Origin of the sequence: Paracoccus rhizosphaerae (genome assembly GCF_026162645.1) — a bacterium.
GTDB lineage: Bacteria > Pseudomonadota > Alphaproteobacteria > Rhodobacterales > Rhodobacteraceae > Paracoccus > Paracoccus rhizosphaerae.
On the sequence record NZ_JAOTBE010000102.1, the window covers coordinates 1 to 7,509 of the forward strand.

Sequence of the window (7,509 nt, forward strand, 5' to 3'; positions counted from 1 at the left end):
GAAAATCCTCGCGCCCTCCCTGCTGCCGCAGAAAGGGAAAGGGTGGACGACTTTTACGCCGCCCGCAGCAGCTCCATGCCGCCGCTTCCGTGGCCTAGTTTCTCACCGCCGTTCTCAGATGATCCCCGCACCCATGTTCGCGATCTTGAACAAGGTCTCCAGACCTTGAGGGCCGACATGCTTCTTGATGACATCAACGTCATGGCCGATACCTGCCATGACTTGGCCGCCGTTCCGACCGGTGCCGCCATAGCCAAGGTGACGCGCCTCAAGCACCACGATGTTTGTGATACCCGCCTCGGCAAGTTCCAGCCCGGTATTGATGCCCGAGAAGCCGCCTCCGATCACGACCACGTCGCAGTCGATGTCGTCCGTCAGACGCGGGGGCGCCGCGTGCGCAGATAGACCGCGTAGGTGGCACCGATCACGCTCACGACCAGAACCAGCCACGGGAAGCTCCAGGTAGTTGGGCTGTCCGTGCCAGCCAGGAGCGGAAGGTTCAGGATGACCAGCGCCAGCGCAGTGCCGAGACCCAGGATCGACAGGGCGGGGGCGATGACGCGGGTCCATGTCCCCTGCCCTGCCGGACTGCGGCGAAACCAGGCGATGATGGCAACGCTGACCAGAACCTGTACGGAAAGGGTCACAATCACCGCGATGGCTGAGGTCCATGAGAAGACAACTGCACGCGGTTTAGGGTCCATCCAGCCCTGTGACGTTCGTAGCCGACATCCCTAGAAAAACCAGCAGCGCCACGAAGCCGTTCGCCAGCCGGGTCAGTTCGAACTGCAAGATGTGCAGCGGCTCAATGTCAGAAAGCATAGCCTTCGAACCTGTCCGTCATGCCAACAAACAGTGCCTTTTCCGGAGAAGTTCCTTGCAATCACTGGGGAGGGCTGTTTTGAGACCTTCTGCCATACCGACGAGAAGGGTCGACAGGTCGTGGACGTTCTCGGCACCCGGAGCCAGCCGGATCAAGGCTTCTTAATCCGCAGAAGGCGGCCGTCTTCCTGATCGGTGATCACGAGGAGCGAGCCGTCGTCGTCGACTTCCACATCGCGCGTGCGCTTCAGGTCTGGCAAGACCCGCTCCTCGGCCTCGACCAGGCCATCCTCTCCGAGGGACAGGCGCACGAGACCGCCGGCGACAAGGGCCGAGATCAGGAAGTCCCCCTGCCATTCCGGGAACATGTCACCGTCATAGACCACGAAGTCATTGGGCGCGATCACCGGGTCCCAGAAGTAGAGCGGCTGAACGGTGCCCTCCATCTGCGCCATTCCCGTCCCGATGGGAGCACCGCCGAAGCGGTCGTAGCGACGGCCGTAGGATACCAGCGGCCAGCCGTAGTTCAGCCCGGGCTCGATCAGGTTCAGCTCGTCGCCCCCCTGAGGGCCCATTTCAAGCACGACAAGCTGACCGTCGACGACCTGCGCACCTTCGATGTTGCGATGCCCATAGGACCAGATCGCATCCTCGGCCTCGGGATCGCCGACGAACGGGTTGTCCTCGGGGATTGAGCCATCGGGATGGATCCGGATGGTCTTGCCCCAGGTCGCGCCAAGCTGCTGCGCGCGCGGCCGGTTCTCGAAGGTGAAGCGCTCTCCCGTGGTAATGTAGACATGGTTCTGGTCATCGAAGGCGATACGACTGCCGTAATGCACGGGTTCGGGGGCGGAAGGATCCTGCACCCAGATGTCCTCGAACCCCTCTAGCATCGAGAAATCCTCAGAAAGACGCCCGCGGCCGACGGCGGTCGCCGACATCGCTTTGCCCTCGGCATTGGTGCCGGTGGGTTTCGCATAGGAGAGATAGATCATCCGGTCTTCGGCGAAGTTCGGCCCCGTCTCCACGTCAAGCAAGCCGCCCTGCCGTTCGTCACGGACCTCAGGCGTGCCGCCGATGGGCTCGGACAGGACGCCATCGGAGGTGACGTGACGCAGGGTTCCTGTCCGCTCGGTCACAAGGTAACCGGCATCTCCGGGCAGGTTCTTGATTGCCCATGGATGAACAAGGCCGTCCACGATGGTCTCGACATCCAACTCGGCCTTTGTCACGACGACTGGTGCCCGGAATTGGGCATCGAAGGCCGGCGGATACGACGTCGCACGTTCCCCCCAGTCGAACTGCGGATCGCCGGAGGTTTCCTGATCCGTCTGGGCTGTGGCCGAGGAGGCGATGAGAACGGCAGCACAAGCTGCCGATATTGGCCGATTGATCATGATGTATCCTTGCAGGAGAGATGTCGTCTTCAGGGTCTATCTCTGGCGACTTCGCTCATGCCGCGCGTGTTCTGAGCTACCGAAGACGCAGCCGTCGAAACATCTCTCAACTCGATGACTGCGCTAGCCTCCGCACCCCATCGTGCATGCACCAGCGTCGCTGGTGAACGAAGCTCGACCCAAGGCAGATCAGCAAGCGATACGCGATGCCTGGAGCGGGATCGGCTTGCAGAAATCGTTCAGGCGCCGCCGACGATAGCCGGCGGCGTGAATTGTGTTACTTACGGATTGCCGACCTCTCCGGCCGCGCCGCGGGTGCCCAGTTCAAGCTGGCGCATGCCCTGCTCGACGGTCGCCGGGTCCCACATGTTGGGGGACGCCGGCTGAGCCTGCGTCGCCATGAAGCCGCTCTCGGCAGGTTCTCCAGCTTCCGGGGGCGTGTCCGGGCTGTCCTGCGCGCTGGCTTCGGGCGAGGAGCCGTTCCCGCTGTCACCGGACTGTTCAGGCAGCGGCGCGGCCAGCGCCAGCAGTTCGCCGGAGGGGCCGACGATCATGAAGACGTCCGCCTGATTTTCAGACTTGCCCCTCAGCACGGTCGTGCCCTGCATGGGCTGGACCTGCTGCATGCCAGCCTGCTCGGCCTGACCGCGTGCTGCCTCGGCATTGGCATTCTGGCCGTTGGAGCCGGACGATTGTCCGTTGCCCCCGTTGCTGCCAGAGCTGCTGTCGCCGCCTGACTGCGAGGCCTGCTGAGTGCTCTCGATCGGCTGACCGGTCGGATCGAAGAGCACGATGTCGGCACCTTCCCTGAGCTGGGTGCGAAGTTCCTCGACAGCCTGACGGCGCAGGTGCTGTTCGATCTGCGGGCGCACCGCCTCCAACGGCGGCAGATCGGTCTGCCCCTGGGCCTGCGCGGCGTCATATGACTGCTGCACGGCCTCGTCAGTCACCGACTTCTGCAGTTCACGGTCAAGCCAGACCTGGACCAGCGCGTCATCCTCGGCGGTCTGGGTGGCGCCACTGACAAGGGACTGGACTTCCGGATCTTGGGTCAGATTGGCCTGGCGTGCCTTCTGCAGGATCAGCTGGCGCATGATCAGCTGGTCAAGCGCCAGCGGAACCAGCATCTGCGGCGGTTGCGACCGCAGCTGTGGCGGCAGCGCACCGATGACGGTCAACAGGTCCGAACCGCGGATCTCGTTCCCGTCGACGGTCGCGACCACGGCATTGGCCTGGGCGTCGGCGGACGATCCGCTGGCTTCGGCTGATGCCTGCCCGCCCTGCTGCGATGCGCCGCTGGACGACTGATTTCCACTTCCAGCCTCATTGGCCTGCTGTTCCGGCGTATTCGTCTGGCTGTTCGATTGATCTGTCGCTTGGCTATCCTGGGCCCAAGCCGGGCCAAGTGCCAGGGGAATGCTGAGTGCTGCAGCAATGGCGGTGCTGCTGAGTGTCTTGCTGGATATCGTCATGTCGTTCTCCTCCATTTTTTTTTGAGAAGCCCGATTGGGCTTGAGGGCTTGCTGGATCCGCTTGGGGCAAATGACAGGTTCAACGGCTCGAGGCCGGCACCTGGATCTTCCCGTCCTGCGCGCGGCTTGGCGAACGGCAGCACAGCGGCGGCCGGAAGATCGCGGGTGTCGACAGGCCTGAACGAAGAGGGCCGGCAGTGCCGGCCCCCAGATCATCCCGTTGCCGGATCAGACGTCCCAGAAGCCGCCGTCGCCCATGTCGTCTCCGACATCGCCATACTCCGGCTCTTCGATGACGCCGCTGTCATCGTCGTCATATGAGCTGAAGACGCCGGCGTTGTATTCATCCTCGCTCAGGGCGCCGTCATCGTCTTCGTCCCAGGTGCTGAAGGCGGTTTCGTTTTCGCCATAAGCACTATCCCAGCCGGTCTGGAATTCTTCCTCGTTCAGGGCGCCGTCACCGTCGCCGTCCCATTCCGTCATGTCCTGCGCCATTGCGGGGGCCGCAGTCAGCGCACCGAGAACAGCAGCAATGCCCGCGATCTTTTTGAGTTCGATGGTCATGTTGTCTTCTCCTTGGTCTGGTTTGAGCGGCATCATGCCGCGAGGTTCGCCAACCGGTGTGAAATCAGGATGTTCCAGCACCTGCCGGCAAGAAGTGAGTGTTCGGCTTGTCAGGAGCTTCAGACGTCCCAGAAGCCTTCGTCACCCATGTCGTCACCGATGTCGGTCAGTTCCGGCTCTTCGATGATCCCGGTGTCGTCCTCGTCGTAGCGGTCGTAGACGCCGGTCGTGAACTCTTCCTCGTTCAGCGCACCGTCCCGGTCGACGTCCCATTCGCCAAGAAGGCCGACTTCGCTGAAGCCGTCGGCGAATTCGTTGGACAGCACGACGCCGTCACCATCGATATCCCATGCTTCATAGTCCGCGGACGTCACACCGGCATTCCAATAGCCCGGCGCGCCATCGTCGACGACGCCATATTCGGCTTCGTCAAGTCCGTCGCTGTCATCGAGGTCATAGGAATTGTAGACACCGCCGGTGAATTCATTGTCAGAGATCAGTCCGTCGCTGTCCTGATCCCAATTGCTGAAGATGGCGCGTTCACGAAAGCCATCAGCGAATTCTTCCGCGCTGAGCATGGAGTCGCCATCAACATCCCAATCGGCCTCCTGAGCCACAGCCGGCGTCGCTGCCAATGCAGCAATAATGGCGGCCGAACCCATAAGCTTCTTGATGTCGATAATCATTGGTTCCTCCTCGTTGTTTCAGTTGGCAACTGCTTGCCGACGACACAACAGCAGGAATGGCGGGATGTTCCGCATAATTGGGCACACCAGCATCTTCTAGATTGAATTTCCGGTGGAATTTTCTTGATTCTCACAGGCGATTTACTGCCGGCCGCTCAGCGGGAACAATCCGATCATCAGTCTGTTGCCAAAAAAGATGATATGGAGGCCAAACCTATGACACGCAAAATCATCGCGATAGCCGCAGCTTTGGCGGCACTGCACACACCGGCCGCCGCTCAGGATGTAGCAAACTGGGATCAAGACCAGAATGGTGAAATCACAAGGGCCGAATTCATGAAAGGGTTCGAGGAAGCAGGTCTATTCGACAGCTGGAATAGAAACGGCGATGAGAGCATCTCAGAATTGGAGCTTGCCGAGGGCCTTTACGGTTTCTGGGATCGGAATGAAGATGGAGAATTGTCTGTCGCTGAATGGGAGGACGGCGTTGATTTGTGGATTGGTGAAACAGACGTCGATCTGGCGACATCAACATGGGATACTGATGGAAACGGCGTGATTTCTCAGTTCGAATTCGCCAGCGCCTTTCAGCAGACCGGGCTTGTTTCCGAATTTACCAATGACGAAGATGGTGTTTTTGAAGAAGAAGAGCTGGCAGAAACGCTGTTCGCTGCTGCTGATAACGACGACGATGATCTCATTTCAGTCGATGAGGACGGTTTCTTTTCGGCAGCGGCAGAGATGCTGGACGATCCGCTTGAGGCTGATGATAGTCTCATCGAAGCAGGCGAGGCCTTCAGCCAGTTGCCCATCCCCTGCGGGTCAGGGAGTGACTGTCAGCAGACGGCCGCCAACTTCTGCTCGACGCTCGGCTACGGAAAGCCGATCGATACCCTCGCGGTTGGGGGGCAACTCTACGTCGTTCGCTGCAACGACGAGCTCTTCAACTGAGACAACCGCGCCGATCAACGTTCAGGTTCGTATGGGCGGCGTGGTAGGTGGGCGACACACAGAGGACGGCGCCTAGAGTGCATCTTGTCCTCCGGGTCGAACTTGCAGCAGCCTATCGCGGCACAGCTTGAAGCAACGAACGGTTGTCAGAATGCCATTGTTCCGTCGGCCTCACCGCACGAACCCCTGAGTCAGGAGGTAGAGGACCTGCGAGGTTGAACAACATCCAGAAGCGAAGCAGGAACCGACGAAAGCCAGAAAGATGCAAAAGATCAAAATTACCGGCCCAAACCCGCTTCTGATTGGAGACATGGCCGACAGTGACGGCGTCCCCACAATCGACATAGAAGCAGAACTTTACCTGCCGCGTGGTCGCATCGGCCGCTGCCCGGCCGTTGTGATTTCCGAGGGGCTGGGCGGGCTGCAGGACCGGCGTGAGCGGGACTACGGCCGGATGTTGTCCAACGAAGGATATGTCGTGCTGGTGATCGACAGCTTCGGCTCGCGCGGGGTCGGTGGCAACGGTGACTTCGTCAGGGCCATGACGGTCACCGAGGCGATGATGCTGGCCGATGCCTTCACCGGGCTGCGCTTTCTGGCAGTTCGCGAGGATGTGGATGTCAGCAGGACCGGCATCATCGGCTTTTCCTATGGCGGGATGATCACCCAGCTTGCAGCCTACGAGCAACTGGCCCGCCTCTTCCTGCCGGATGGACTGCGCTTTGCGACCCATGTCAGCTACTATGGCTGCTCGATCCCGCGCCTCGACAATCCGACGACGTCCGGCGCACCGGTGACGATCCTTCTGGGCGAGAAGGACCGGAACGTCAGCATTCCGCGCGTGCAAGACATCGCGGCCGATCTGCGTCGGGGTGGGTCAGACACCTCGGTGATCTCGTATGACGGTATCTACCATCAATGGGACGGGACTGATGAAAAGCCCCGTTGGGTGCCGGCCAACCTCCGCCACCTGCACCTGCGGGTGGGCCAGGATCAGAGCATCCGCGACGAGAACGGCTTCATGCAGATGAAGGGTCGATGGAGCCGCCGGGCGCTGATCGCGCGGCACACGGACCCGCGGGGCTACCATATCCTACGGGATCGGCCGACAACGGCAAGAACCAACAACGTGTTGCTGCAGCGGCTGCAGTCGATGTGACGACAGCATGCCGTCATTGCAGAATTTGCAGCCTCGCCTGCCAATCTTGAAACGTTATCAAACAGTGACCCATAGTCATTGTGCCGTCTAACCTGATGCCAACAGCTACTGCTTCAACCCGGACCACTGCGCCCGAAGCCATTCTTCGGTTGGCAGAGTTCGATCATCTTGACGTTGCCCCCTCCGCCTAGTCCAGTTTGAGATAGACTCTGGCCCAACCGATAGGACCAGAGATGAAGCGCAGCAGGTTCACCGAAGATCAGATCATCGGCATTCTGAAGGAGCACGAGGCCGGGGTTTCCGTCGCTGATCTGTGCCGCAGGCACGGCGTCAGCGTTGCGACGGTCTGCAAATGGAAAGCCAAATATGGCGGTATGGATGTCAGCGAGGCCAAGCGCCTCAAAGGGCTTGAGGACGAGAACGCCCGTCTGAAGCGGCTGCTGGCCGATGCGATGCTC

Annotated in this window: 10 protein-coding genes; 3 read left to right on the forward strand and 7 right to left on the reverse strand. The window is 60.7% G+C overall.

Annotated elements, in window-relative coordinates:
- Positions 1-114 precede the first annotated feature (114 nt).
- The 7 genes from OC184_RS18875 to OC184_RS18905 form a co-directional block, all read right to left on the reverse strand.
- The gene (locus tag OC184_RS18875; RefSeq protein WP_265508696.1) at positions 115-354 is read right to left on the reverse strand and encodes an FAD-dependent oxidoreductase; all 240 of its coding nucleotides are present in this window, start codon (positions 352-354) and stop codon (positions 115-117) included.
- A gap of 20 nt (positions 355-374) precedes the next feature.
- Positions 375-647, reverse strand: coding sequence for a hypothetical protein (locus OC184_RS18880; protein WP_265508697.1), 273 nt, complete (start codon positions 645-647; stop codon positions 375-377).
- Positions 648-693: 46 nt separating this feature from the next.
- A complete protein-coding gene (locus OC184_RS18885; RefSeq protein ID WP_265508698.1) occupies positions 694-822 on the reverse strand; it encodes a hypothetical protein in 129 nt (42 codons plus the stop codon).
- 152 nt (positions 823-974) lie between these two features.
- Positions 975-2,219, reverse strand: a complete 1,245-nt coding sequence (locus tag OC184_RS18890) for a PQQ-dependent sugar dehydrogenase (protein ID WP_265508699.1) — start codon at positions 2,217-2,219, stop codon at positions 975-977.
- A gap of 281 nt (positions 2,220-2,500) precedes the next feature.
- Positions 2,501-3,907 carry a hypothetical protein gene (locus OC184_RS18895; protein WP_265508700.1) on the reverse strand — a complete coding sequence of 469 codons (1,407 nt, stop codon included), beginning with the start codon at positions 3,905-3,907 and terminating at the stop codon, positions 2,501-2,503.
- A 12-nt stretch (positions 3,908-3,919) separates the two neighbouring features.
- Entirely contained in the window at positions 3,920-4,255 is a 336-nt protein-coding gene (locus OC184_RS18900; protein ID WP_265508701.1) for a CREC-EF hand family protein, read from the reverse strand.
- A gap of 119 nt (positions 4,256-4,374) precedes the next feature.
- Positions 4,375-4,941: an EF-hand domain-containing protein gene (locus OC184_RS18905; protein ID WP_265508702.1), complete on the reverse strand. Its 567-nt coding sequence runs from the start codon at positions 4,939-4,941 to the stop codon at positions 4,375-4,377.
- 123 nt (positions 4,942-5,064) lie between these two features.
- Here OC184_RS18905 and OC184_RS18910 point away from each other — a divergent pair, with 123 nt between their 5' ends.
- The 3 genes from OC184_RS18910 to OC184_RS18920 form a co-directional block, all read left to right on the forward strand.
- Positions 5,065-5,892 carry an EF-hand domain-containing protein gene (locus tag OC184_RS18910; protein WP_265508703.1) on the forward strand — a complete coding sequence of 276 codons (828 nt, stop codon included), beginning with the start codon at positions 5,065-5,067 and terminating at the stop codon, positions 5,890-5,892.
- 262 nt (positions 5,893-6,154) lie between these two features.
- The gene (locus OC184_RS18915; protein ID WP_265508705.1) at positions 6,155-7,051 is read left to right on the forward strand and encodes a dienelactone hydrolase family protein; all 897 of its coding nucleotides are present in this window, start codon (positions 6,155-6,157) and stop codon (positions 7,049-7,051) included.
- Positions 7,052-7,284: 233 nt separating this feature from the next.
- On the forward strand, positions 7,285-7,509 hold a 225-nt coding region (locus OC184_RS18920), incomplete at its 3' end, for a transposase (protein WP_265508707.1).